Raw genomic sequence first — 24388 nt, forward strand, 5'->3', positions numbered from 1 at the left:
TTCAAGAGTATGAAAACAATATTAAAGTCTTTTTTCCCTAATGTTTTCTTGCTCTTTTTTATAAATGTTAGTATTCTCTTTGGACAAAATAAAAAAGCAATAGACACCTCCAATATTCATTTTTATCCCGAAAAAATAATGATTCGGGCCAACCTGAGCACTCAGAGTGACGCACAAATTTTGCAAAGTAAAAATGGTGATAATCTGGATTTGGAAACCAATAATAGTTACAAACTCTTTTTATCGGTTGATTATAAATTTATAGGTTTTAGTTATGGATTCTATCCTAAATTCATTGGTGGTAACAATGATGAATCCACTAAAGGTAAATCCAAATTTTCGGAATATAATTTTCGCTTTTTTCTAGGCAAATGGATTCAAACCGTAGATTACAGTAAAATTCGAGGGTATTATGTTGAAAATACAGGGTTTTTTTTACCAGATTGGAATCCAAACGAAGATCCTTACTTTCAATTCCCTAATCTAAAAACAGTAAAATATGGAATGTCAACTTCTTATGTATTCAATCCAAAATATTCCCTAAAATCGGTCACCTCTTTTACCGAATGGCAAAAAGAAAGTGCGGGAAGTTTTATTCCTACTTTGATTTATGATTATAAAAAATTTTCTGTCGAAACGGATTTTTTGAATAGCAAACAAAACGAATACGATATTTATTTAGGAGTAGGTTATTTTTATAATTGTATCATTCGTAAAAATTTTTACATCGCACCCAATCTAACCTTTGCAACAGGAATAAAAATTACAAATTCAGAATCATTCCAATCTGGTATGCAATCCAGTAATCGTGATAATTATTGGGTTTATAATTTAGTTGGCGGTTTAAAAATGGGTTATAATTCGGAACATATTCTTTTTGGTCTTTCCTTCAATTTTGATAATACCAGCTATGATGATAAGGATCACGAAATTATCTCAAATGACAAAGCCTTCGGCCTTATTTACTTTGGATACCGTTTTGGTGCTCCAAAATATATTAGTAAACCGGTTAATAAAGTAAATGATCTCCTTAAATTATAATTGGTATGGTTGTAGTTTCTACAAATAAAGAAAAACTGGATATTCCGTTTATTCAGCATTTTTTGAAAGACATATATTGGACAGCTCCAAGAACTATTGAAGAAGTGCAAACCACAATTGACAACTCTTTTTGTTTCGGAATTTATCTGAATAATGTCCAAATTGGCTTTGCCAGAGTCATTACCGACTATGTTGTTTTTGCCTATGTGATGGATGTTTTTATTACGGAGGAACACAGAGGAAAAGGATATTCTTCTATTTTAGTAAAAGCCATGCTGGAAGAACCAATACTGAATGAAGTAAAAATTTGGCGATTGGCTACGAGAGATGCACAATTTTTATATAAAAAATTCGGTTTTAAAGTATTGGCTCATCCCGAAAGAATGATGGAAAAAATTATACAATGAATCTAGAAACTTATTACGAATACTGCCTTTCCAAAAAAGGAGTTACTGAGCATTTCCCGTTTGACCAAGATACATTAGTATTTAAAGTAGGCGGAAAAATGTTTGCGCTTTCGTCTTTATCGCAATGGGAAAAGAATGAACCTTCGGTAAACTTAAAATGTGACCCAGAACGAGCACTAGAATTACGAGCCGAGTATGATGCTATTCAACCAGGTTATCATATGAGCAAAATTCATTGGAATACTATTGCCGTAAATCAGGACGCTCCTGATGTTTTACTAAAAGAATTGATTGATCATTCGTATGACTTGGTTTTTAAAAGTTTGACCAAGAAAATTCAAATGGAAATCACTCAATTAGAAAAATAGGCATTATTTTTGTTTAAAAAAAATCAGATACCTTCAAATAAAATAATATGATTGATAATCTAAAAAAAATCCTTAACGAGGAACAAGATCCAAAAGCGATAGAAAAAATCACTTCTAAACTAAACGATTTGTTGATGAAAGGTGAAGAAGTTGGCTATATCGCCGTTCAAAAAAAACCAGCCATTACCGTTTTTCCTGATAGTATAGTGGTAACCAATAAAAGAATCATTATTTGTCAGCCAAAAAACATGGGGCTTTCTATGAATTTCACTGATTTTACTTGGGATGAAATCGAAGGAACTTTTGTAAAAGAAAATATTTTAGGTTCAGAATTCTCATTTTCGACCAAAACACAAATTGCAGTTTCAATCGATTATATTCCAAAAATTCAAGCCAGAAAAATTTCGACTTACGCCAAAGAACAATTGGACATACTAAAAAATGGTGCCACAACAACTCCAATAATCGATGAAATAGTTACTCCTGAAGTTATTGAGGAACCAGAAACAATTGAAGAAATCGAAACAGAAGAGATAACCAATTTTGCCGAAATCATACCTACAGTTGCTAATTATGCTGAACCAATTGTAGAAAACACAATAGCTCCTGCTGAAAATAAACCTAGTGGATTGACACAAGACGAGCTTTTTGCAAAGCTTCAAAACTATAAAAAACTACTTGACAATGGATTAATCATGCAAGGCGAATATGACGCTTTCAAAAAAGAAATTTTAAGTCAGATGTAATTTAAAAGCCCGACAAATAAAAAACTTGTCGGGCTTTAGGTGTTATTTTTATTAATAGGGCAAAATCAAAATAAAATAAATTCATAATTGATCTTGTTTTGAAAACTAACCTAGCACGTAACTAAATTAGCATTGACGTCGCTTCCCCAATTCGGCGTTTATTGTAAGCTTAACTTAGTAAGCTCCTAAGTAGAAACTACCAGAAGCCGCTTTTAATTTAGCTCCTTTTTTGATTTCTTTAGTTTTGTAATTAATGATGTAAATATTTCCATCTTTTCCTGCAGGAGTTAATGGAAGATATACATTATCACCAATAAGACCGATGTTTTGGAACTGCCCTAAAGTTGTTGATAAAGCTGCATCTGTTTCAATTTCTGTAGCTAATTTTACTGAGTTTGAAGGAGTGTTCAAATCAACCAAAGCAACATATCCACCAGCTGTATTTTTTAGCGTATAAAGCACTACAGCTTTACCGTCTTTAATATATCTCCATGCTTTTATACTAGCATCGGCAACACCCAAAGCAGTATTTAAGTTAAAGTGATAACTTTGGTCATAATCATCAGTAGCTTTACTAATACGAAGAATATCTGCACCAGATGTAGCTGTAGCTTGATAAAGATTTCCATCAGTACCCACATATTGTGTCATTGTACGGTAACCGTGATTGTTTACAATACTTTTCTCTGAAATAATGATTTTAGGATTTCTCAAAGAAGGATAATCTACCACATAGGTTACAGTTCCTAATTCTCTAACCGCTTTACTAGCTGGCCAAACAAGAGTTCCAGAAGAGTTTGGTGCTGGCGTACCATTTACATCATGTCTTCCTACGTTTACACCAATGTAAAGTTTCGTTTTAGCTTGGTTTAAAACTGGTACATCAGCTCTTGAAATGTAGTAACCTTGCGATGTTTCGCATTTTTCATCAGCATTCAAATTGTTTTATGGATTTACTCCAGCAAGTTGCAGAAAAAATTATTTTGGTGTAAAATTTTCATTACTATATTGGGAAGTATTAGACATGATTTCGCTTGATTTTTTTATGATCGAAGATTTACTTTTAATATAAATAAATTTCAAAAGTCGATATTGAATCGACTTTTGAAATTACAATTACATCTGATTTAAAACGTTTTCATTTGTTTATCTACAAAATTATTAGATTGTTGTTCTAGCAATTCTGTAGCATTTTTTCGTTGCAAATCATATAATTTTTTATCCTCTGCAATATCAGCATAAACTTTATCATGCATGGTTGCACTGGTTTTGATCAACAATTCCCGTTGGTATTTGTCTTGTTCTATTGTGGCCTTAAGAGCCGTTTCTAAATCTTCCAATTTATAATCGTACTCTCCTTTTGGCGACAATAATTTGGCAATAATTGGCGACGTTTCGATTGCCAGAAACAACAACATTATAAAAAAGGATGGAATCCAAGGCAATTTGTTCAAAGCGTTAATGCGTGCCATCAAACCGTCAAAACCATCAATAACTGGTTGTGTTTCGGACACTTTTTTATTTAAGTCGGTTTGAAGTGTTTTACCCGTTTTTTCAAGAAGAGCGATTTTGGCTAAGTTGATTTTTCGAATCGTATCCAGTTCGGCAGAAGCCAATTGGTGTTTGGCAAATTTTTCTTTGAAAATAGGTCCTTTTCCCATTTTTTTGGTTCCTGCGGTTCCTTCCGCTTCTTGGATATACGATTGATAAAGTGTGCTTAATTCTTTTTCCTTGTCTGTGATTTCTCTTTTAAGACTGGCTATTTCGGTTATATTTTTATCCAAATCCGATTTGAAATAATTCGCAACTTCTTTTTTATTGTTCAAAGCCATCGCATTTTTTTCTTTCAACAAAACCGCATTAATTTCTTTTTCAAAAATTTTGATTTCTAATGGTTTTGAAATCACAATAGCAATAATAATCGCCAGGATAATTCGAGGAGTAGCTTGCAAAAACTCAGCAGAAAATTGGTTTCGTTTTCGGATTGTCGAAACAATGAAACGATCCAAATTAAAAATAAGTAAACTCCAAACAAGGCCAAATAACAAAGCGGGATAAACAGAATCGAAAACTGTAAAAAGTGCATAAGCACTAGCTATAAAAGCCATAACGGCTGTAAAGAAAACGGTAGCCCCAATTCCTACGAATTTAGTTTGTTCGCCTTCGGAACAACCTTCTAGAAGTTGTTTGTCTGCTCCTGAACACAGGATGAAGAATTTTTTTAACATAATTGATTGATTTTTGATTGATGATTTGATTGCTACAAATTTAAGTCCAAAAAATCAATTTCAACATAAATAGTTGATTTGTTTTTATTTACCGCTCCTCCAAATTCTTAATATTATCTTAAAGTTAATAAAATCAAAATTTTCGCAAGAAATCATAACACAATGCTAATCTTTTTTGATCGGTTTAATAATACATGATTTCTAGGTTTGCAACCAAAATCTAACGAAAAAAACAATGAAAAAAAATTATCTAATAACACTACTATTACTGTTATCGATTTCAAGTTTTGCACAGAAAGCGATTCTTTCTGGTAAAATTATAGATGCAGATGACAAACTTTCTTTGCCTGGAGCAATGATTCAAATTGTTGGGCATAACAAATACACTACAACTGACTATACAGGTCATTATGAATTCCTAAATATTGATGCAGGAACCTATACGATCTCAGTAAAATATATCGGATATACAACTTCTACACAAGAAGTAACAGTTGACTCAGGAAAAAACACTGTTCTTAATTTCTCCCTTAAAGTTTCGGGAACCGAATTGAACGAAGTTGTGGTGGGAGATAATTTAAAAGGTCAAGCCAAAGCATTGAATCAACAAAAAAATAATAAAAATATTGGAAACGTAATTTCATCAGATCAAGTAGGACGTTTCCCAGATGCCAATGTAGGAGACGCTCTAAAACGTGTTCCTGGTATTACCATGCAAAACGACCAAGGTGAAGCCAGAAACATTATCATTAGAGGTTTGGCTCCATCATTGAACTCAGTAACTTTGAACGGGGACAGAATCCCATCTGCTGAGGGGGATAACCGAAATGTTCAAATGGATTTGATTCCATCGGATATGATTTCGACAATTGTTGTAAACAAAACCCTTACTCCAGATATGGATGCAGACGCTATTGGAGGTTCTGTTAACTTGGTTACAAGAGCTACACCAAACGGCGAAAGAATCTCTGCAACTCTTGCTGGAGGCTATTTACCAATACGTGAAAAAGCTAGTTATACTGCAGCATTAGTATATGGAAATCGTTTTTTTAATAACAAATTTGGTGCTGTTTTCAGTGGTTCTTATAATAATGTAGATTATGGTTCTGATGATATCGAAAACGAATGGGTAAAAGACGATTTTGGAAATGAATTTTTACAAGCTTCAGAAATCAGAAAATACGATGTACAACGTATTCGTCGTAGTACCTCATTGGCTTTAGACTATAAATTTGACGAAAATAACGCCATTTTTGCCAATGTCATTTACAACTGGAGAGATGATAGAGAGAATCGTTTTAGAACTACTTATGATGATATCGAAGCAATCTACGATGATTTAGACGAGTCTAAGATTGTTGGTTTTGAAGGTCGTGTAAAACGTCAGACAAAAGGAGGAATCGATAATAACAGAAACAAAAGTAGAAGACTTGAAGACCAACGTGTACAAAACTATTCACTTCGTGGAGAACATTTAATTGGATCTAAATTAGATTTGGATTGGTCTGTAAACTATGCAAAAGCTAGAGAATACCGTCCAAATGAACGTTACATCGAGTACCGCCAAAAAGGTCTGGAAATGACCGAAGATTTATCGGATTTGAGATTTCCATTAATTACAACAACTGGTGAGTCTGTAGATGAATTCGAATTTGATTCGGTTACCGAAAATACAGATGATACAAGCGAAAGTGAACTAGGAGCAAAAATAAACGTTCGTTTCCCATTTACTATTATCCCTTCAGAAAAAGGACGTTTAAGAACAGGACTTAGAGTGCGTATGAAGGAGAAAAAGAGAAACAATATCTTTTATACGTATGAGCCAACTGGTGATGATATGGAATTGCTATCTGATATCTCAACTAGCTATTTTGATGGAAACGGTTTCAATCCAGGTAACCAATATGTTCCAGGTACATTTGCTTCTGCAAAATACTTAGGAGGATTAGATTTGAATAATACTGCATTGTTCGATAAAGAAACTGACCCAGCTGAATATTTGACGCAAAATTATAATGCAAAAGAAAATATTTATGCTGCCTATGTAAGATGGGATCAAGATTTCAATGATAAATTGTCTATGGTTGTTGGTTTTCGTGTAGAGAATACGCATATTGATTATACTGGTAACCGCGTTCTTGACGAAGAAGAATTAGAAAGTACAATCAACACAACCAACTCTTATACAAATGTATTGCCAAGTCTTACTTTTGAATACAAAGCTACAAAAGATTTAATCTTGAGAGCTGCAGCTACAACAGCATTAGCTAGACCTAACTATTATGCATTGGCTCCTTATGTAAATAATATTGCTGCCGATAAAGAAATTACAGCTGGTAATCCAGATCTTGAAGCTACTTATTCATACAACTATGATTTGATGGCCGAAAACTATTTTAAATCTGTCGGGATACTTTCTGGAGGTGTTTTCTATAAAAGATTAAACGATTTCATTTACAACTACAGCGATAATCAATACACCCAAGAGAAATTTGCTACAGATTTCCCTAATCAAGAAAACCCAATTCCTGCTGGCGAAAACTGGTCTTTTGTACAATCAAGAAATGGAGATATTGTAGATGTTTATGGTTTTGAGGTGGCTTTACAACGCCAATTGGATTTCTTACCTGGAAAATTCCTTAAAGGTTTTGGTGTTTATTTGAACTATACTTACACTAATTCCGAAGCTAAAGGTATTGCTGACGAAGATGGAAACGAAAGAAAAAACATCAGTCTTCCAGGAACAGCTCCACACATGTTCAACGGTTCATTATCTTGGGAAAACAAACGTTTTTCAGCTAGAATTTCTACAAACTTCACCTCTGATTATTTAGACGAATTGGGTTCAGAAGATTATAACGATACCTACTATGACAAACAATTTTTCCTAGATGCAAATGCAGCTTACAAAATCACAACTAAGCTTCGTGTATTTGCCGAAGCAAACAACTTGACAAACCAACCTTTGCGTTACTATCAAGGAGTTGCAGATCATACAAAACAAGCTGAATACTATCAATCTAGATTCAATTTGGGATTAAAATTTGATTTATAATACAGTCTATAAATAGCAAAAAAATGGTAACAGGATGTAATGTCCTGTTCCATTTTTTATAATATATACAGAATGAAACAAATATTCTATATTTTTATGACTTCCTTGATTTTTCAAGGAACCATTGCACAGCAAACCGAAAAGAGAGAACTCTCTGGTTATACAGAAGGCTACATTCCAGAATTACAAAAAGTAGATAAGAGTTTAAACTTTTTATTAATGGGTGACTTTGGTCGTTATGGCCAATTTTATCAAAAAGAGGTTGCTACCAAAATGGGACAAGCAGCGGCAACAATTGGCTCCGAATTTGTAATAAGCGTTGGGGATAATTTTTATCCAAACGGGGTTCAAAGCACTTCAGATCATTCTTGGTTAGCTTCTTTTGAAAACATTTATACCGATTATAGTTTGCAAAACGATTGGTTTGTAACTTTAGGAAATCACGATTATAGAGGAAATGTTCAGGCACAAATTGACTATTCTGCCAAAAGCAGACGTTGGCATATGCCTTCAACTTATTACAAAAAAGAATTTGATCTTGAAGATGGCAATAAAGTTTTGGTCTTGTTTATGGATACTTCGCCATTTATTGACAAATATTATGATGCCGATTCGGGTATGAGCGAAAATCTCAAAACCCAAGATACAATTGCGCAAAAAAAGTGGTTGCTAAAAGAATTGGCAACAACCGATAAAAAAATTACTTGGAAAATTGTGGTGGGGCATCATCCTTTGTATAGTGGCGGAAAGCGTAAAACAAGTACCGAAACAACAAGTTTCGAGAAAAAATTTGCTGCCATTTTTGATACTAATAAAGTAGATGCTTATTTCTGTGGACACGAACATGATCTACAAATTATAAAACCAAAAGGACACTATACTACTCAGTTTTTGTCAGGTGCAGCTTGTACTGTTCGCCCAAGCGGATCAAGAGAAGGAACCTTATTTTTTGCCGAAAAACCAGGATTTATGACCTTCTCCATTACAAACTCAAAATTATTGGCTCAGGTAGTTGACGAAAAAGGAAAAATAATATTTACAACACAAATAGAAAAAAAATAAAATGAAAAATTTAAATAAAACATTAGCTGCCTTGGCGGTAATCTCTTTAACTTCTTGCGGTAGCAAATTAGTTCCAGTAGCAGAAAATGCTGTAAAACCAACTACAGTTACACAAACTTTACCTCACGATACCGATGATCCTTCTATTTGGATTAATCCAACAGATGCTTCAAAAAGTATTGTTATCGGAACAGACAAAGACACCGATGGCGGTTTATATGCATTTGATTTGAACGGAAAAATCCTAAAAAAATCAATTGTTTTAAAAAGACCTAACAATGTTGATATTGCTTACGGATTGGTCATTAATGGCAAAAAAGTTGATATTGCTGTAACAACCGAAAGAGAAAACAACAAGATCAGAATCTTCAGTTTACCAGATTTAGAGCCGATTGACAATGGCGGAATTCCCGTTTTTGAAGGAGAATTAGAGCGTGATCCAATGGGAGTTGCATTATACACACGCCCAAGTGACAAGAAAATATTTGCTGTTGTAGGCAGAAAATCAGGGCCATCTGGAACATATTTATGGCAATATGAACTCTCTGGAAATGAAAATAATGTAACTGCCTCTGTGGTGAGAAAATTTGGAGAATATAGCGGTAAAAAAGAAATCGAAGCCATTGCTGTTGACAATGAATTGGGTGCTATTTACTACTGTGATGAGCAATTCGGAATCCGAAAATATCATGCAGATCCTGCATTAAACGACAATAAAGAATTAGCACTTTTTGGAAAAACAGACTTCAAATCCGATCATGAAGGTATTGCTATTTACAAAAAATCAGCTACCGAAGGTTATCTATTAATATCCAACCAACAAGCCAATAGTTTTATGGTTTATCCTAGAGAAGGAGCAAACGGAAACCCTAACGAATATACCTTACTTGCAGAAGTACCAACTTCTACAATAGAATGTGATGGTGCCGATGTAACTAGTGTTAATTTAGGTGGAGACTACCAAAATGGTCTTTTCGTAGCGATGAGTAACGGTATGACTTTTCATTATTATGCTTGGGATTTGATTCAAGAAAGAATTGATCAAGCTAAGAAGTAGTACTCCGTTAGCAGAATTTAGTATTCAGTTAGACTTTTTCAAAAAACAAAAAAGCTGTTCATTGTGAACAGCTTTTTTAGTTTGAATTAGTAATTTCCTTATTGTATTATAGGTGCGCCAGCCAAAATCTCCTCATTGGCAAATGCTGCAAATTGAGCAAAATTAGCTTCAAATTTTTTAGCCAATTCAACCGCTTTTATATCATATAATTCAGGATCTTCCCAAGTATTTCTAGGGTTTAAAATTTCCGAAGGAACTTCTGGGCAAGACTGAGGAATTGCAATTCCGAACACTTTGTGATTTACAAAATCAACCGTATCTAATTCTCCTTTTAACGCTGCGGTAATCATAGCTCTGGTGTATTTTAATTTCATTCTACTACCTTTACCGTAAGCACCACCTGTCCATCCGGTATTGATTAGCCAAACCTTTACATTGGCTTCTTTCATCTTTTTGCTCAACATTTCGGCATATTTTGTAGGATGCAAAGGCATAAATGGAGCACCAAAACAAGCCGAAAAATTAGGTTGTGGTTCCGTAACTCCTGCTTCTGTTCCTGCTACTTTTGCAGTATAACCCGAGATAAAGTGATAAGCGGCTTGTCCTGCAGTTAATTTAGAAATGGGAGGTAAAATTCCGTAAGCATCAGCCGTTAAGAAGAAAATGTTTTGGGGTTTTTCGCCAATCAAACCTGGTTGAACAGCGTCTATATGATCTATCGGGTAACTGACTCTAGTGTTTGGTGTGATCGAAATATTTTCATAATCTACTTCGTTGGTTCCAGGTTTAAAAATTACATTTTCTAGAATAGCTCCTTTTTTTATCGCTCTAAAAATATCCGGTTCATTTTCTTCGGTTAGGTTCACGACTTTGGCATAACAACCGCCTTCAAAATTAAAAACTGTATTTTCATTTGTCCATCCGTGTTCGTCATCACCAATTAATTTTCTAGTAGGATCTGCCGATAGTGTTGTTTTTCCCGTTCCAGACAAACCAAAGAAAATGGCGGTGTCACCATCTGAACCAACATTGGCACTGCAATGCATTGGTAAGGCATTTTTAAAAACAGGAAGAATAAAATTTAAAGCCGAAAATATTCCTTTCTTCATTTCACCAGTATAACCCGTTCCTCCTATTAAGACAATTTTCTTTGTAAAATTCAAAATAGCAAAATTACCTTGGCGTGTTTTATCAATGGCGGGGTCTGCTAAAAAACTTGGAACACAAATTACCATCCACTCAGGAGAAAAGTCTTGAAGTTCTTCGGGATTAGGTCTCAAAAACATATTGTAGCAAAATAAATTGGCCCAAGCTGTTTCGGTAACTACCCGTACGTTTAATTTGTAATTGGGATCGGCACAAACATAAGAATCTCTAACAAAAACTTCTTTATTTGATAAATAGTTAGTCACCTTTTGGTAAAGTCGATCAAAATCATCTGGATCAAATGGGATATTTACCTTTCCCCACCATACTTTATCCGCAGTAATATTGTCTTTAACGATAAAACGATCTTCTGGGGAACGTCCTGTAAATTTACCTGTGTTTATAACTAAAGCCCCAGTATTATTCTCTAATCCTTGCCCAGATTGAATCGTCAATTCATGTAACTCTGTTGGATTGAGTTGGTATCTAATATTCGCATTTTCAATCCCTAGTTCTTTTAACGAAATCGATTTCGTAATCAAGTCATAGCTCTCCATATAAATTAAGTTTTGTGAGTGATGTTTATTTCACTACAAAAGTATAATTTTTTTTTTGAACCGTATTAAATATTATTTTTCTTTTTTGAAGGCTTTATTAAGTCAAAAATCAATAATATCCAAGAAGAAATAAGAAATAGCCCACCAATCGGGGTAATAAACCCAATCACCTTAAAATCTATCGGGGTTAATGAGTTGGTCGCCAAAAGATAAATTGAGCCGGAAAAAAATAATATACCAAGAGTAGCGGCAATATAAATCCTTCTTTTAACCTTTTGATTGATAATAGTAGTAGTTCCTATAAACAATAAAAACAAAGCATGATACATTTGGTATCGAATTCCGGTTTGGAAAGTTATAATTTGTTCTATCGGAAGAAGTTTTTTTAGTCCATGTGAACCAAAAGCGCCTAAAATTACCGCTACCATTCCAAAAATAGCTGCCGTCAAAATTATTTTCTTGTTCATTATTTTATTTTATTTCAACAAAAGTATTCCTATTTTTTCAAACTTAAAACATTTCACATCCAACTTTAAAAGTTAAATTTTTTGTATTCAAAAACTAATAATTGTTAGAGAATCTTCTTTTAATAATCGCAACTGTTTTGAAGTTCTAATTTTTTTAATATATTTGTTACAAATCAAACAATAGAATTGATTTGTGTTGTATTTATGCAATAATCATTTTTTTTGAACATTCTAAATTAAGAGGCAATATTTTTTTGTTTTATTAAAAAAAGACATTCTAAATAGTACAGATTACAATTTTGAGTCAAATGCAAAATAGGAGAACAATTCTGATTATAGGAGCTGGAAGATCGGCCTCATCTTTGATACAGTATCTTTTAAACAAATCCGTTTCCGAAAAATTACAAATTATCATTGCCGACATCTCTTTGACAATGGCTCAAAAAAAAGCAAACAATCATCCCAATGCCAAAGCAATTGAATTGAATATTTTTGATGAAAATCAAAGAAAAACAGCAATTCAAGATGCAACAATTGTGATCTCAATGTTACCCGCACACCTCCATATAGAAGTTGCCAAAGATTGTATTGTTTATAAAAAACATCTTGTAACGGCTTCATACATTAGTGATGCCATGCAAGAATTGGATAATGCTGCCAAAGCAAACAATCTAATTTTTATGAACGAAATTGGTTTAGATCCTGGAATAGATCATATGAGCGCCATGAAAATAATAGATTCTATTAGAGATCAAGGCGGTAAAATGTTGCTTTTTGAATCCTTTTGTGGAGGTCTTGTTGCTCCTGAATGCGACAACAATTTATGGAACTATAAATTTACTTGGGCACCTAGAAATGTGGTTCTTGCGGGTCAAGGTGGAGCCGCAAAATTTATTCAAGAAGGTACCTATAAATACATCCCATATTCTAATTTATTCAGAAGAACCGAATTTTTAGAAGTAGAAGGTTATGGAAAGTTCGAAGCTTATTCTAATCGTGATTCTTTAAAATACAAAAGCGTTTATGGTCTAAATGATGTACTTACCTTATATCGAGGAACCATTCGGAGAGTAGGTTTTTCTAAGGCATGGAATATGTTTGTGCAACTCGGAATGACTGATGATAGTTATATTATGGAAGATTCTGAAAACATGACCTACCGCCAATTTGTAAACTCATTTCTTCCTTATCACCCTACAGATTCTGTTGAAATCAAGATGCGTTTGATTCTAAAAATTGACCAAGATGATATCATGTGGGACAAACTTTTGGAGTTAGACCTATTTAGTCATCATAAAAAAGTTGGTCTAAAAAATGCTACTCCTGCTCAAATCCTTGAAAAGATACTTACTGATAGTTGGACCTTGCAACCTGATGATAAAGATATGATTGTAATGTACCACAAATTTGGATTTGTACTCGACGGCCAAGAAAAACAAATTGATGCAAAAATGGTATGTCTTGGCGAAGACCAAACCTATACCGCAATGGCCAAAACGGTGGGACTCCCTGTAGCGATAGCCACCTTATTAATTTTGAATAAAAAAATAACAACTCCTGGAGTACAACTTCCTATTCGGAAAGAAGTCTATGACCCCATTTTGAAAGAGTTAGAAGAATATGGTGTTGTTTTCAAAGAACAGGAAATGCCTTACATAGGTTACAATCCTGATAAAGTTTTCAGTTAATTTTTTTTTAGTTTTTTTTGATTTTTCCGCTTCTTTTCCCGAGAAGCGGATTTTTTTTTTTAGTCTTTTGAAATGAGAATATTTCCTTTAATTCAATTTAAAATTCACTTGCATTTTCTCCAGCTCGAACAACAACTCATTCGAAATTTGAACTTTCAATTTTCGGCTAGCCATCGATAATTTGGTCACCACTTTGATTTCTTCTACTTCGGAGACTTGTTTGACTTCAACACCATCGTTGGCTTCATCATTTTCATCCCCAAATGTTTCTTCATCTGCATTCTCAAAATCAGAAGTTGTTTCGACAATTCTTTTGATTTTCTCCAATTCCATGACTTCAAAACTCACCATATTGTCCCCTTTATACTCTTGAAAAAGACGATTTAGCCTATGAATAAATTCTGCATCGAGATCTTTAATATTCAACAAAAGAATAAGCCTTTTGGCAAAAGTACTTAACACATCCTGCAGGTATTGTACCAAAACAAACTGCATTCGAGGTTCGGCTCTCTTACCAGTTTCCTGATTGACCCAGCCTTCTTTTATCAGTACTTTCATAAAAGTAAAATTGTTTTGAATAAAGAAATGCCTGAATTTTAAATATTCTTCTCCAAAAATTTTAAATTCATAACTCTCATCATATCCTTCCAGAACAAAAGTCCCCCACCCTTTTCCGTTCTTTGCTACTCGGTGTTGTACATTGGTTATGATTCCTCCAAAAGTTAAGTTTTTACCAACGTATTGTTCCATATTTTTCAATGCCTCGAGTTTGGCATTACAGAAATATTTCATCTCAAATTTATAATCGTCCAATGGATGTCCTGAAATATAAATCCCAACCACTTCTTTTTCTTTAGCCAATTTTTCCATCGTACTCCAATCTTCACAAGGCGGTACAACTGGTTCTGCAATTTGTACTTCACTGGTTTCGCCAAACAAACTCACTTGAGAGGAATTTTCATTTTCCTGAAATTTGTTTCCATAACGCATCGCTTTTTCATAAAACGTAATTCCATCACCATCATCGTGAAAATATTGTGCACGAGTAGTGCCTTCAAAAGAATCGAAACCACCGGCTAAAGCCAAATTTTCGATCGCTTTTTTATTGGCCGCACGCAAATCAATTCGTTTGGCTAAATCAAAAATTGATTTGTATTTTCCATCTTTACGACTATTGACAATCGTTTCAACGGCACCTTGTCCTACTCCTTTAATCGCTCCCATCCCGAAACGAACTGCGTACTCATCGTTTACGGTAAATTTATAATAGGATTCATTTACACAAGGCCCCAAAACTCGCAAGCCCATTCGCTTACATTCTTCCATAAAGAACGATACTTGCTTGATATCATTCATATTATTAGAAAGCACCGCTGCCATATATTCGGCAGGATAATGCGCTTTTAGATAAGCGGTTTGGTACGCAATCCAAGCATAGCAAGTCGAGTGTGATTTATTAAAAGCATAACTCGCGAAGGCTTCCCAGTCTTTCCAGATTTTTTCCAAAACCGTTGCGTCATGTCCTTTAGCAGCTGCTTGCTCGACAAACTTAGGTTTCATTTTATCTAGAACGTCCTTTTGTTTTTTTCCCATCGCTTTACGCAAAACATCGGCCTCACCTTTGGTAAATCCAGCCAGCGATTGGGACAAAAGCATTACCTGTTCCTGATAAACGGTAATTCCGTAGGTTTCTGATAAATATTCGGCACAAGCATCCAAATCATACTTGATTTCTTCCTCTCCGTTTTTTCTTCGAACGAAAGACGGAATATACTCCAACGGCCCTGGACGATACAAGGCATTCATCGCAATCAAATCCCCAAAAACGGTCGGTTTCAGGTCTTTCATGTATTTCTGCATTCCAGGCGACTCGTATTGGAAAATTCCAACCGTTTCACCTCTTTGGAACAACTCATACGTTTTAACATCGTCAATCGGGAAAGTGTCTGGATCCAACTGAATACCGGTTCTATATTTTACCAGTTTCACGGTATCTTTTATCAAAGTCAGGGTCTTCAGACCCAAGAAGTCCATTTTTAATAGTCCTGCACTTTCGGCAACCGAGTTATCAAATTGGGTTACATATAAATCCGAATCTTTGGCTGTGGTTACAGGAACATAATTGGTAATATCCGATGGCGTGATAATTACCCCACAGGCGTGAATTCCTGTATTTCGCATGGAGCCTTCCAATATTTTGGCCTGCTGAATCGTTTCTCCGGCCAAATCATCTTCATTGGCAATTCCGATTAATTCTTTTACCCGGTCAAATTCTTCCGAAGATTTTAGTGCTTTTTTGACCTCATCTTCACTTTCAGAAATAAAACGTGCCAAATTCCATTTTCCGGGCATCATTGCCGGAATCAACTTCGCAATTCTATCGGCTTCAAACAAAGGCAAATCCAATACACGAGCCGTATCACGAATTGCCGATTTGGTTGCCATTTTACCATACGTGATAATCTGCGCCACCTGATTCGCTCCGTATTTATTGATTACATAATCCATAACGCGGCCACGACCCTCGTCATCAAAATCGATATCAATATCGGGCATGGACACACGATCAGGATTCAGGAAACGCTCAAAAAGCAAATCGTACTTAATCGGGTCAATATTCGTAATTCCTAAACAATACGCCACGGCAGAACCCGCTGCAGAACCACGACCGGGACCAACCGACACATCCATTTTTCTAGCCTCGGCAATGAAATCCTGTACAATCAAAAAGTAACCAGGATAACCCGAATTAGAGATTGTCAATAACTCAAAATCCAATCGTTCCTGAATCTCGGGCGTAATTTCGCCATATCTTTTTTCGGCTCCCACCATTGTAAGATGACGCAGGTATTTATTTTCTCCGCGAACGCCACCGTCTTCGGCATCTTCGGCTACTTCAAACTCAACCGGAATTTCATATTTAGGAAGTAATACATCTCGGTACAAAGAGTAAATTTCGACCTTATCAATAATTTCCTGAATGTTAACAATCGCATCGGGTAAATCGGCAAAGAGTTTTTTCATTTCCTCTTCCGACTTGTAATAATATTCCTGATTGGGTAATCCGTAACGATACCCACGTCCACGGCCAATTGGAGTGGCTTGTTTTTCGCCGTCTTTTACACACAACAAAATATCGTGCGCATTGGCATCTTCCTTATTTAAATAAAAAGTATTGTTGGTGGCAATGAGTTTTACGTCATGCTTTTTCGAAAATTCAATCAAAGTCTTGTTGACACGGTTTTCATCTTCCTGATTGTGGCGCATGACTTCGAGATAAAAATCATCTCCAAACTGCTCTTTCCACCAAATCAGCGCTTCTTCGGCTTGGTTTTCACCAATATTCAGGATTTTACTCGGAATTTCTCCATAGAGATTTCCAGATAAAACCATAATGTCTTCTTTGTATTTTTCGACTATCGCTCTATCGATTCTAGGTACATAATAAAAGCCGTCCACATAGGCAATCGAGGCCATTTTGGCCAGATTGTGATAGCCGTTTTTATTCTTAGCCAATAAAACAACCTGGTAGCCATTATCTTTCTTGGATTTATCTTTATGATTATCGCAAATATTAAACTCACAACCCACAATAGGTTTTATTTCGGTTTCGGTTGGCTCTTCGCCTGCTTCGATTGAAGCTTTAATTTTGGCAGAAGCTCCTTTATTGTGATTCATCACGGCACTCACAAAATGGAAAGCTCCCATCATGTTCCCGGTATCAGTCATTGCTACTGCTGGCAAATTTTTTTTGGCGGTAGCCGAAACCAAATTATTGATTCCGATAGTGGACTGTAAAACTGAAAATTGAGTGTGATTGTGCAAATGCGCAAAACGAGCCGCTTTTAAATCTGCTTTATCCGAATCGGAAACAATAGTTTCTTTGCCCTCTGATTCTAATGCTTTTAGCTGCTCACGAATTTTATCAGAAGCTGCTTTTAGATTAATGTGTTTTAACCCAATTATTGGAATTTCAATAGGATTTCTTTCTTGAAATTCTTTGAAATAAGATGCCGGAACATCCAATTCCTCTTTGGTAAAAACTTCACGACGAACTAACTCCAAAAAACAACGAGTCGTTGCCTCAACGTCGGCAGTGGCATTGTGCGCTTCCGCAAATGGAACACTGAACAAGTATTCGTGTAACTCAGTCAACGTAGGCAATTTGAACTTTCCGCCTCGACCTCCAGGCAATTTCAACAAATTGGCCGTAACTTCGGTACAGGTATCCAATACAGGCATGGAAGCCAAAGGACTTTCCACTCCCATTCTGTACAATTCGGCACCCATAATGTTTACGTCGAAACCTAAATTCTGTCCAACGATAAACTTGGTTTTACTTAAAGCGATATTAAACTTCTCCAAAACCTCAGCCAGCAAAATCCCATCGTGTTGTGCCAATTCAGTCGAAATTCCGTGTACACGTTCGGCATCATAGGGAATGTTAAATCCTTCTGGTTTTACCAAATAATCCTGATGTTCGATCAGCTGTCCGTGTTCGTCATGCAATTGCCAAGCAATCTGAATACATCTTGGCCAGTTGTCTGAATCGCTCAAAGGTGCGTCCCAACGTTTGGGTAATCCGGTAGTTTCGGTATCGAATATTAAGTACATAGCTGAATTTTAACCATTTACACACAACAAAACACTGTGCCTAGTAATTTTCAAATTTAGTTTTTTTACAGTAGAAATATAATTCAAGTTATCAACAGCTATATATTTGTAGCAAAAAATATAGCTCTCAATTATTTAAATGACTTTGCTTTTTAGTACAAAACAAGTCTTATCTCTTATTGATTTTTCTCATATCAGTTGGACGTGAATGCGTAAACTCATGAAAAGTATCACTAAATGCACTTAAACTATTATAGCCGACTTCAAATGCGATTTCACTAATTGACATTTGGGTTTTAACCAACAATTCGATGGCCTTGACCATTCTAATTGTTTTTAAATATTGCAAAAAAGACAACTGCAAAGTAGATTGAAATAAACGGGACATTGTTCGTTCACTACTATTAAATTTCTCACTAATTTCTTTCAAACTCAAAGGTTCACCCATGTTTTTCTCAAGATAACTCACGATTTTATTCATCTGTTCGTTATCAGTAAAAGGCAGAATTATTGGTAAAGCTGTTGAATTTATTTGGGGCAAAATATTCTTAAGGGCTACTAGAAATTCAAAATTAGCATCGTCTTTGGTTACGTGCCTTCCATCCCAACATTCGGTAAAATTTATCATTTGAATAAGCAACTCACTAGCTGGATAAATCCCTAGTTTTCCATAAAATGGATTATTGTTGTCATCGTGGGCATAAAAATATAACGAACGTAATACTGTTGCCGAATACCCAATTCTTAATACATGCTCCAATCCCTGTGGAACCCAAAAATAATGACGAGCAGGTATTACATAAGTACGATTCTCGATTGTAATATATGCAATCCCACCTTCTACATAACTTAACTGTCCTTTTGTATGTGTGTGCAAAGGGATTAGTTTCTCTGATTTTTCATGCATCACAAAAACACTATCCTCTAGATTATTAATCTCTGGTAATGAATCTATTAACCCCATAAATCGTTCCTTTTACTTTTTTTGACAGAACAAAAATACTTAAAAAATGGCTAGAATAATGAAATAATTGTCTTTTCAAGATAAAAGACACGCTGATTCTCGTAGTAAATTTGCACGTCTAAAATAATTATGAAAACAAATATTAAAAAACCAGCACTCTTACTGATCTCATCTTGCTGCTTTACAGTAGCTTACAGCCAGAAAGAAATTAAAAGCGACACCTTGCATATTTCTCTACAAGAAGCATGGAAAAAAGCAGAAAGTCACAGTCGTCAAATTGAAATCCAAAAAAAGAATACCGAAATCTCTGAAGCTGAAGTCCGAGATGCCAAAATGGAAAGACTACCCGAGTTGGGAGTAAAAGGCAATATCGAAAAAGCTTCTAACATTCCCGTTTATGAGAACGGATTATTTCACAAACCAACTCAACACGAAGTAATTCATACTTTATATAAAGTTGGTGCCGATTTGTATTTGAATCTCTACAATGGTAACAAGACGAATTTAAAAATCAAAGAAGAAAAAACCATTCATCAAATTAGTGAGATTAAACAAAATCAGACAATCTCTGATATTCACTATACAACGGCTTCTTTGTATTTGGATTTACAAAAATCTATAATCTTTAAAAAACTTATTATTGAAGATATAGAAGATCAGGAAAAACAACTCAAAGAAATAGTTGCCTTTCATAAAAACGGAACGGTCCTGAAAAGTGATGTTCTGCGAGTAGAATTAGAATTGTCTCGCAGAAAACTAGCACTAACCACCATTAATAATGATATTTTGATCGCATCACAAAAATTAAATATTATTATGGGCGAACCCGATGAGAGGTTGGTACTTCCTAATTTACCCAAAAATGATTGGGAGGAAAAAACCACTTATGAAGACTATTTAGCCATGGCTTTGCAACATTCGTTCCCTTATCACATATCTGAACAAAAAACAGAACTCAGCAAAATCAATCTTAAGCAAGTCCGTGCCAATGTGGCTCCAAAAGTAGGTTTGTATAGTGAGTTTTATTTTGCTAATCCTCAAATATTCCTTTATCCGTATAATCCATATTTATATTCATTGGGAGTAGTAGGACTAAAAGCAAGCTTTCCTATTTCGGCTTTATACCATAATATCAATAAAGTAAAGGCAGCCGAACTAGAATTTGAGAAGGAAGAAGAAGCCCACAAAGATACCGAAGACAAAGTACGACAAGAGGTAAAAGAAGCATATTTGCGCTACAAAGAAGCATTAGAACAAATTAAAGTAGCTAAGGTAAACGAAACCCATGCCAAAGAAAATGCTCGTATTATCAAAAATACTTATTTCAATCAAACCTCTTTGATTACCGACTTACTCGATGCTGATATTCAGGTTTTACAAACTCGATTTGAATTGGCATCTGCACAAATTCTAGCACAAGACAAATACTATTTATTACAAAACATTATTGGGATACTTTAAAAAAAATGAAAAAAAGAATAACAACTACCGATCGTATGATTACCAAAATAACTGGATGGATTGCCGGAATTACAGTTCTTGTTTTAATAATTTGGGGAGGAAGCAGTCTATGGAATTATTTTCAATTTGAGCAAACCAATGATGCGCAAGTTCAAGAGTATGTAAATCCTGTAATTTCGAGATCCAGCGGATTTATTGTCGCTGTGAAGTTTGAAGAAAATCAACCAGTCAAAAAAGGAGATACGCTTCTGCTTATTGACAACCGAGAATATACTTTACAAATAGAACAAACCCAAGCACAACTTTTAAAAGCTCAAGCGCAACTTTTGGTTTTAAATAGCAACATAGAAACTTTAGAAAAAACCGCCTCAGCTTCAAAATCTCAAATCTCTGCAAATAAAGCCAAAGTCTGGAAACAAGAGTTGGATTACAAACGTTACAAACAGCTATACCAAGAAGAATCTGCCACTAAACAACAACTTGAAAACATAGAAGCTACTCTAGATGTAAACAAAAGTGATTATAAAACTGCTGTTGACAATTATGGCGCATCCGTTTCTAAAATAGAAGACGTTAGAGCAGAAAAACACGTTGTGAAAGCCGAAATTGGGCGTTTAGAAGCCTTACTCGACCGCCATAACCTTGATTTATCTTATACTGTAATTACCGCATCTTATGATGGACGAATGGGACGACGTACCGTAGAAGTAGGTCAGATGATTGACGTGGGAGAAACTTTGGCTTTCATTGTAAATAATGAAACAGACAAATGGGTCGTGGCAAATTACAAGGAAACTCAAGTCGAACATATGCAAATAGGAGACAAAGTAAAAGTTTATGCCGATGCATATCCAGATCAAGAATTCAACGGTACTATTATTTCACTTTCGCCAGCTACAGGTTCTAGCTTTTCGCTATTACCCCCAGATAACTCAACAGGTAACTATGTAAAAATTGTACAACGTGTGCCTGTTCGTATTCGAATTGACGGAAATCGTAAAGATATAGACGTATTAAAGGTAGGAATGAATGTGAACGTATTTGTTCCCAAAAAACAACACCATGGATAATTCATTGCCAATTTTTAAACCTTGGGCTCCTAATTGGTTAATCAACGTTACGCTTTTTGTATTAATCATGCCCAATTTGGTTTTGTTTTTTTTACCCATGACAAACCTTAATGCTGCCGCTGGATATTACGGTAGCGAACCTGCCGATATGCAATTTGCTGTTGCCTTATTCTATGCTGGTTACGTAGGTTTTTACAGTTTAGAAAGACGTTTTTTCTCTTTTTTGGCTGCCAAAGAATACTTTATCATTTTTACATTTTTGCAATTAGCCGCCACATTCATTTGTTATGAAACCAACGAGGTTTTTATACTTTTTCCGTTGCGTTTTTTACAGGGAATGTTATTTGCCTGCAATGTAAATATTTCGCTCTCATTAATGTTTAGTCGCATTGCAACTGAGCGTGCAAGAGAAATTGGCTTTTCTGTTTTCTTTGGATTATTACTCTGTGCATTGCCATTTAATAATCTAGTAACGGCAGATCTAATTGATACGTTCAATTACAACATCGTTTACAAGATTGCTGTTTTTTCTTATGTACCTGGTTTACTTTTATTATTGACCCTAATGAACAATGTTCGACTGAATGTAAAATTCCCATTATACCAACTGGACTGGCAAAGCTTTGTACTTTATAGCATTATTCTGTCTTTAATAGGCTACATCTGTATTTTTGGGCAAGAATATTATTGGCTAGAAGACATTCGTATCCTAGGTAGTGTTGTGGCAATTTTTGGACTTGGTATCGTGTATGCCTTTCGTCAAAAATCACTTAAGCGTCCTTATATCAGTTTGGCTGTATTTAAATTCCGAAATTTCAGTGTTGGTTTGATTGTTTTGTTTGTAATGTACATCTGCCGTTTTGCATCAGGAATAACCAATACCTTCTTTACTCAAGCGTATGGTTTTGATCCTATGCATATATCATATATCAATCTCTTTAATTTATTCGGATTGATAATTGGTGTCACCATCGCTTGTGCAATGATTTTACAAAAAAGACGTATTCGCAGCATCTGGATTCCTGGATTTCTGTTATTGCTTGCTTTTCATTTCAGCATGTATTTTTTATTCGATATTCAAGGAGACGAATTCAATTATTTTATCCCGCTTTTCATTCAAGGTTTAGGGGTAGGTCTCATTATGGTACCTACAATTGTTTATACTATATCATCAGTAACATTAGCTCTGGGACCATCGGCTGCAGCAATATGTTTAGCCATTAGATACTTAGGATTTTGTGTAAGCATTGCATTGATTAACTTTTTTACCCTTTTTGGAAAAAGCAGCCATTACAACGCTTTTCAAGACCATTTAACCAGTACAGATCCTATGTCGAGATTGTTCTTGCAAAAACAAGTTGCAAACTTAACTCACAAAGGGATGACACACGGAAAAGCCGTAAAAGCGGCCTATAAAACACTTGTAAACAAGGTAAATACTCAGGGACAACTACGTTTTGCGATGGATTATTATGAAATGATGGCTTGGCTAATCATCGCCACAATACTATTCATTGCATTAACACCTTATCTAAACAGAACCATGTTGTATTTAAAATCCCGAAGACTTTCGCCTGCTTAATTTTTAATTTATTATGAAAAAAATAATCCTACTTTGCATTATTGCTCTTCTTAGTGCTTGCAGCAACGATGATATGACTTTTAGTCTAAAAACTATCAAACTCAACGATTTTAAAGAAAGAACAAATCTTCCATCACAAAAATTATATTTAAAAGTTTTTAAAAACGACTCCGAAATTCCTCTGTCCGAAACAGGATTCTACCCTAGCGAATATACCATGCCAGCCACTTTCAAGGTATATCCAGTTACACCTATGCAATTGTATGGCAAGGATTACAACATCCAATTATGGGGCGAAATCAATGGCTACTTAGGAAGATGCGATATTGACATGGATGAATACAAAATTATTTTTCCTATTGATATGGAAATCCAAAATGATAGCTTGAGTGTTTCGATTTTAGGCAGTTGGGAATAGCATTTATTATCTTTAGCAACTTTGGGTTATGGAAGAAATTAGAATAGTAAGCGAAGTAATAAATGAATTAATCGAATGTGGATATGTAGTCAATTTAGACCTACTCGAAAATATGCTCACTTTAACAAACAACAAGAGTAACTACAATATAGATTTCAATGAATTTAAAATTGATTCCATTCATTATTGTCATGAAGATTCTAGTCCCGATGATATTGTTTATGTTTTTGCCATATCTTCATCAAAACTAAAACTGAAAGCCATTTGCATTTCACTGACACAAATTCAGGAACACTCTTATACTGTTTTAGATTATTTCAAAAAAGTTTGTTTTGCATTCAAAAATTTATTCTTCGCTTAAAACTAGTTTTTTATAAGCTAACTTTAATCTACAAATTTAAATCCTAAATTACGGTCAAAAAAAGCCAAATATCTTTCTTTGGATGTCGTAGTATTT

Annotated in this window: 19 protein-coding genes; 13 read left to right on the top strand and 6 right to left on the bottom strand. The window is 34.9% G+C overall.

Annotated elements, in window-relative coordinates; all coding sequences use genetic code 11:
* Positions 1-9 precede the first annotated feature (9 nt).
* From ABEB18_RS09545 to ABEB18_RS09560, 4 genes are read left to right on the top strand one after another with little or no spacing between them, the layout of a single operon-like run.
* The gene (locus ABEB18_RS09545; protein WP_348799074.1) at positions 10-1041 is read left to right on the top strand and encodes a DUF4421 family protein; all 1032 of its coding nucleotides are present in this window, start codon (positions 10-12) and stop codon (positions 1039-1041) included.
* A 5-nt stretch (positions 1042-1046) separates the two neighbouring features.
* Complete coding sequence (locus ABEB18_RS09550; protein WP_348799075.1) at positions 1047-1448, top strand: GNAT family N-acetyltransferase; 402 nt, start codon at positions 1047-1049, stop codon at positions 1446-1448.
* Positions 1445-1816, top strand: coding sequence for an MmcQ/YjbR family DNA-binding protein (locus tag ABEB18_RS09555; protein WP_348799076.1), 372 nt, complete (start codon positions 1445-1447; stop codon positions 1814-1816). The genes ABEB18_RS09550 and ABEB18_RS09555 overlap by 4 nt, the downstream gene beginning before the upstream one ends.
* A 47-nt stretch (positions 1817-1863) precedes the next feature.
* A complete protein-coding gene (locus ABEB18_RS09560) occupies positions 1864-2562 on the top strand; it encodes a PH domain-containing protein (protein WP_348799077.1) in 699 nt (232 codons plus the stop codon).
* A 174-nt stretch (positions 2563-2736) separates the two neighbouring features.
* On the opposite strand, the gene ABEB18_RS09565 is transcribed toward ABEB18_RS09560, so the two are convergent.
* Together ABEB18_RS09565 and ABEB18_RS09570 are read right to left on the bottom strand one after the other, a co-directional pair.
* On the bottom strand, positions 2737-3501 hold the full coding sequence (locus ABEB18_RS09565) for a DUF4374 domain-containing protein (RefSeq protein WP_348799078.1): 765 nt from the start codon (positions 3499-3501) through the stop codon (positions 2737-2739).
* Between the two features lie 188 nt (positions 3502-3689).
* Positions 3690-4790 carry a DUF4407 domain-containing protein gene (locus ABEB18_RS09570; RefSeq protein ID WP_348799079.1) on the bottom strand — a complete coding sequence of 367 codons (1101 nt, stop codon included), beginning with the start codon at positions 4788-4790 and terminating at the stop codon, positions 3690-3692.
* A 235-nt stretch (positions 4791-5025) separates the two neighbouring features.
* Here ABEB18_RS09570 and ABEB18_RS09575 point away from each other — a divergent pair, with 235 nt between their 5' ends.
* The 3 genes from ABEB18_RS09575 (at position 5026) to ABEB18_RS09585 (ending at position 9964) form a co-directional block, all read left to right on the top strand.
* Positions 5026-7845, top strand: a complete 2820-nt coding sequence (locus ABEB18_RS09575) for a TonB-dependent receptor (protein ID WP_348799081.1) — start codon at positions 5026-5028, stop codon at positions 7843-7845.
* Between the two features lie 72 nt (positions 7846-7917).
* Positions 7918-8907: a metallophosphoesterase gene (locus tag ABEB18_RS09580; protein ID WP_348799082.1), complete on the top strand. Its 990-nt coding sequence runs from the start codon at positions 7918-7920 to the stop codon at positions 8905-8907.
* A gap of 1 nt (position 8908) precedes the next feature.
* Positions 8909-9964: a phytase gene (locus ABEB18_RS09585; RefSeq protein ID WP_348799083.1), complete on the top strand. Its 1056-nt coding sequence runs from the start codon at positions 8909-8911 to the stop codon at positions 9962-9964.
* Positions 9965-10062: 98 nt separating this feature from the next.
* Here ABEB18_RS09585 and pckA read toward each other — a convergent pair whose 3' ends face one another.
* Entirely contained in the window at positions 10063-11667 is a 1605-nt protein-coding gene (pckA, locus tag ABEB18_RS09590) for a phosphoenolpyruvate carboxykinase (ATP) (protein ID WP_348799084.1), read from the bottom strand.
* Between the two features lie 65 nt (positions 11668-11732).
* Positions 11733-12134: a DUF423 domain-containing protein gene (locus tag ABEB18_RS09595; RefSeq protein WP_348799086.1), complete on the bottom strand. Its 402-nt coding sequence runs from the start codon at positions 12132-12134 to the stop codon at positions 11733-11735.
* 308 nt (positions 12135-12442) lie between these two features.
* Here ABEB18_RS09595 and ABEB18_RS09600 point away from each other — a divergent pair, with 308 nt between their 5' ends.
* Positions 12443-13822 carry a saccharopine dehydrogenase family protein gene (locus ABEB18_RS09600; RefSeq protein WP_348799087.1) on the top strand — a complete coding sequence of 460 codons (1380 nt, stop codon included), beginning with the start codon at positions 12443-12445 and terminating at the stop codon, positions 13820-13822.
* An 87-nt stretch (positions 13823-13909) separates the two neighbouring features.
* Here the strand turns inward: ABEB18_RS09600 and dnaE are convergent, their stop codons facing one another.
* On the bottom strand, positions 13910-18436 hold the full coding sequence (gene dnaE, locus ABEB18_RS09605; RefSeq protein WP_348799088.1) for a DNA polymerase III subunit alpha: 4527 nt from the start codon (positions 18434-18436) through the stop codon (positions 13910-13912).
* Between the two features lie 169 nt (positions 18437-18605).
* Positions 18606-19400 (bottom strand): helix-turn-helix domain-containing protein, encoded by a 795-nt coding sequence (locus ABEB18_RS09610; protein WP_348799089.1) that lies wholly within the window; start codon positions 19398-19400, stop codon positions 18606-18608.
* A gap of 129 nt (positions 19401-19529) precedes the next feature.
* On the opposite strand from ABEB18_RS09610, the gene ABEB18_RS09615 reads away from it, so the two are divergent.
* From ABEB18_RS09615 to ABEB18_RS09635, 5 genes are read left to right on the top strand one after another with little or no spacing between them, the layout of a single operon-like run.
* Positions 19530-20861, top strand: coding sequence for a TolC family protein (locus tag ABEB18_RS09615; RefSeq protein ID WP_348799090.1), 1332 nt, complete (start codon positions 19530-19532; stop codon positions 20859-20861).
* A 5-nt stretch (positions 20862-20866) separates the two neighbouring features.
* Complete coding sequence (locus ABEB18_RS09620; RefSeq protein ID WP_348799091.1) at positions 20867-21931, top strand: HlyD family secretion protein; 1065 nt, start codon at positions 20867-20869, stop codon at positions 21929-21931.
* On the top strand, positions 21924-23513 hold the full coding sequence (locus ABEB18_RS09625) for an MFS transporter (RefSeq protein ID WP_348799092.1): 1590 nt from the start codon (positions 21924-21926) through the stop codon (positions 23511-23513). Before ABEB18_RS09620 ends, ABEB18_RS09625 begins: the two co-directional genes overlap by 8 nt.
* Before the next feature lie 13 nt (positions 23514-23526).
* Positions 23527-23931 carry a hypothetical protein gene (locus ABEB18_RS09630; protein WP_348799093.1) on the top strand — a complete coding sequence of 135 codons (405 nt, stop codon included), beginning with the start codon at positions 23527-23529 and terminating at the stop codon, positions 23929-23931.
* Between the two features lie 28 nt (positions 23932-23959).
* Positions 23960-24292, top strand: a complete 333-nt coding sequence (locus ABEB18_RS09635; protein WP_348799094.1) for a hypothetical protein — start codon at positions 23960-23962, stop codon at positions 24290-24292.
* Positions 24293-24388 lie beyond the last annotated feature (96 nt).

The sequence above is a fragment of the Flavobacterium adhaerens genome, assembly GCF_040045115.1.
GTDB lineage: Bacteria > Bacteroidota > Bacteroidia > Flavobacteriales > Flavobacteriaceae > Flavobacterium > Flavobacterium adhaerens.

Excerpts from the sequence above, each read along its gene's own strand:
- ABEB18_RS09630 (WP_348799093.1), top strand. The coding sequence starts at position 23,527 with ATGAAAAAAATAATCCTACTTTGCATTATTGCTCTTCTTAGTGCTTGC.
- ABEB18_RS09555 (WP_348799076.1), top strand. The coding sequence starts at position 1,445 with ATGAATCTAGAAACTTATTACGAATACTGCCTTTCCAAAAAAGGAGTT.
- ABEB18_RS09610 (WP_348799089.1), bottom strand. The coding sequence starts at position 19,400 with ATGGGGTTAATAGATTCATTACCAGAGATTAATAATCTAGAGGATAGT.
- ABEB18_RS09600 (WP_348799087.1), top strand. The coding sequence starts at position 12,443 with ATGCAAAATAGGAGAACAATTCTGATTATAGGAGCTGGAAGATCGGCC.
- ABEB18_RS09580 (WP_348799082.1), top strand. The coding sequence starts at position 7,918 with ATGAAACAAATATTCTATATTTTTATGACTTCCTTGATTTTTCAAGGA.
- ABEB18_RS09625 (WP_348799092.1), top strand. The coding sequence starts at position 21,924 with ATGGATAATTCATTGCCAATTTTTAAACCTTGGGCTCCTAATTGGTTA.
- dnaE (WP_348799088.1), bottom strand. The coding sequence starts at position 18,436 with ATGTACTTAATATTCGATACCGAAACTACCGGATTACCCAAACGTTGG.
- ABEB18_RS09635 (WP_348799094.1), top strand. The coding sequence starts at position 23,960 with ATGGAAGAAATTAGAATAGTAAGCGAAGTAATAAATGAATTAATCGAA.
- ABEB18_RS09575 (WP_348799081.1), top strand. The coding sequence starts at position 5,026 with ATGAAAAAAAATTATCTAATAACACTACTATTACTGTTATCGATTTCA.
- ABEB18_RS09585 (WP_348799083.1), top strand. The coding sequence starts at position 8,909 with ATGAAAAATTTAAATAAAACATTAGCTGCCTTGGCGGTAATCTCTTTA.
- ABEB18_RS09550 (WP_348799075.1), top strand. The coding sequence starts at position 1,047 with ATGGTTGTAGTTTCTACAAATAAAGAAAAACTGGATATTCCGTTTATT.
- ABEB18_RS09570 (WP_348799079.1), bottom strand. The coding sequence starts at position 4,790 with ATGTTAAAAAAATTCTTCATCCTGTGTTCAGGAGCAGACAAACAACTT.
- ABEB18_RS09620 (WP_348799091.1), top strand. The coding sequence starts at position 20,867 with ATGAAAAAAAGAATAACAACTACCGATCGTATGATTACCAAAATAACT.
- pckA (WP_348799084.1), bottom strand. The coding sequence starts at position 11,667 with ATGGAGAGCTATGACTTGATTACGAAATCGATTTCGTTAAAAGAACTA.
- ABEB18_RS09560 (WP_348799077.1), top strand. The coding sequence starts at position 1,864 with ATGATTGATAATCTAAAAAAAATCCTTAACGAGGAACAAGATCCAAAA.
- ABEB18_RS09595 (WP_348799086.1), bottom strand. The coding sequence starts at position 12,134 with ATGAACAAGAAAATAATTTTGACGGCAGCTATTTTTGGAATGGTAGCG.
- ABEB18_RS09615 (WP_348799090.1), top strand. The coding sequence starts at position 19,530 with ATGAAAACAAATATTAAAAAACCAGCACTCTTACTGATCTCATCTTGC.
- ABEB18_RS09545 (WP_348799074.1), top strand. The coding sequence starts at position 10 with ATGAAAACAATATTAAAGTCTTTTTTCCCTAATGTTTTCTTGCTCTTT.